Raw genomic sequence first — 1,688 nt, forward strand, 5'->3', positions numbered from 1 at the left:
GGCGGCGGTGCCGTTCTCCGGGGCGTCCGAGGCCGTGGTGCCGGTGAGCCGGGCCCGGGCGGCGGCACGGCGCTCCTGCCAGGCGGGGTCGGAGTCGTCGACCCAGGTGATCACGGCGTCGATGGGGAACGTGACCTGGTCCGGGAGGTCCGTGGCGAGGACGTCGATCAGCGGGTAGGGGCGTCCGGCGATGGTCGTCGTCGCGGTGGCCTTGAGCGAGGGCACCCACCAGCCGAGCGGGGTCTCGTCGATCGAGGCGACCGCGCCCTGCGAGGAGTCGGAGGCGTCCCAGAACTCGACGTCGCAGCCGGTGTCGGAGCCGTACAGCAGGGTGCCGATCGCTGCCGGCCGGTAGATCCGTACGCCCTTGACCCGGTCCGCGGGCCGGATCGGACCGGCCTGGGCCTCGTCCGGAGTGCCGTCCGGAGTGCCGTCCGGGGCCTCGTCCGGGGCGCTCGGCACGTCCTCCATCAGGACGACCGCGGCGGGCAGCTGCTCGGCCAGGACGGTGCCGAGGGTCCTCCCGTGCTCCAGCAGGTCCGCGTAGACGGCCTGTCCGGCGAACGCGCTGGACAACGCCTCCAGCACCGCGGCCCGGTCGCCGGGGGCTATCGCGAGACGGTGGCGCGGAGGCCGGTCGGGCACGATGCCGTGCGCGATGCCGACCGCCCGCAGCGCGTCGGCCACCTCGGCGAGGTTGTCGTCCCGGCGCTGCCCCGGCAGGAGTCTGTGGTGCGGCTCGGCCAGGAGGCCGCCGCAGCGGGTCACCCCGGTGAGGGAGGTGATCAGCTCCGCCTCGCGGGCGGAGCGCGTCAGGGCCAGCCGCTCGATCGGCGGGAGCGGCTCCTCCGCCGGGGGCTCCCGGCCGTCCTGCTCCTGTGCCGGAGTCCGCCCGGAGCCCTCGCTCTCGGAGGGCCTGCGGCGGCGCGCCAGGGTGGCGAGCGGACGCATCGCGGCGGCGAGGCTGGCCGGGCGGACGGACACGGAAACTCCAAGGGGGGGCTGGTGGTCATGCCGCGAAATGGCGCCGGGAGGTTTCCTGTCCCCGGACATCCGACTGCACCGGCTCCCTCTCCGCAGCTCAGCAGCGGTGCGCGAAGCCCATCGCGTTGCGGGGGATGGTATGCGATTTTGCTGGCAGTTTGCTGGGTGGAGTGTCGTGATTCACTTCAACGTGGCCCGGTCGTGGAATTCCGGCGGCCGACGGGCTGTGTGGAGGCGGCCGGTCGCGATCGCGTGAACGGACCCGGACAACGGGCCGGCCCCGCGCTCCTCGCCTTCGCTGGGCGGGACTTCGCGCGGGGCCGGGGGCACCAGGGGAGCGTTCAGAGGCCGAACCTGGCCCGGTGGGTGGTGGGGACCAGGTCGGCGTACTCGGGGTGCTTGGTGATCCAGGCCCGGATGAAGGGGCAGTAGGGGAGGACGGCGAGCCCCTGGTCGCGCGCCGTGTCCAGGACGGCGCGGGCCAGTCGGCCGCCGAGTCCGCGGCCCTCGAAGCGGGGGTCGATCTCGGTGTGGATGAAGGCGATCTCGTTGCCGGAGCGGTGGTACTCGGCGAATCCGGCGAGTTCGCCGTCGTCGTGGATCTCGAAGCGGGACTTCTCGGCGTTGTCGCTGACGGACTGCGTGGACTGCTCCATCGGTTCCTCCTCGGAGTGCGGCTGGTCGCCTCGGTGGGCGGCGCCCTC

The 1,688-nt window shown here is 73.7% G+C and carries 2 protein-coding genes; both read right to left on the reverse strand.

Annotated elements, in window-relative coordinates:
* Positions 1–984, reverse strand: a 984-nt coding sequence (locus J0670_RS40430) for a Stealth CR1 domain-containing protein (RefSeq protein WP_207817239.1), incomplete at its 3' end; no start/stop codon positions are given.
* Between the two features lie 341 nt (positions 985–1,325).
* A complete protein-coding gene (locus J0670_RS37465; protein ID WP_207817240.1) occupies positions 1,326–1,640 on the reverse strand; it encodes a GNAT family N-acetyltransferase in 315 nt (104 codons plus the stop codon).
* Between the last annotated feature and the right edge of the window lie 48 nt (positions 1,641–1,688).

Source organism: Streptomyces sp. FH025, from assembly GCF_017427025.1.
Lineage (GTDB): Bacteria > Actinomycetota > Actinomycetes > Streptomycetales > Streptomycetaceae > Kitasatospora.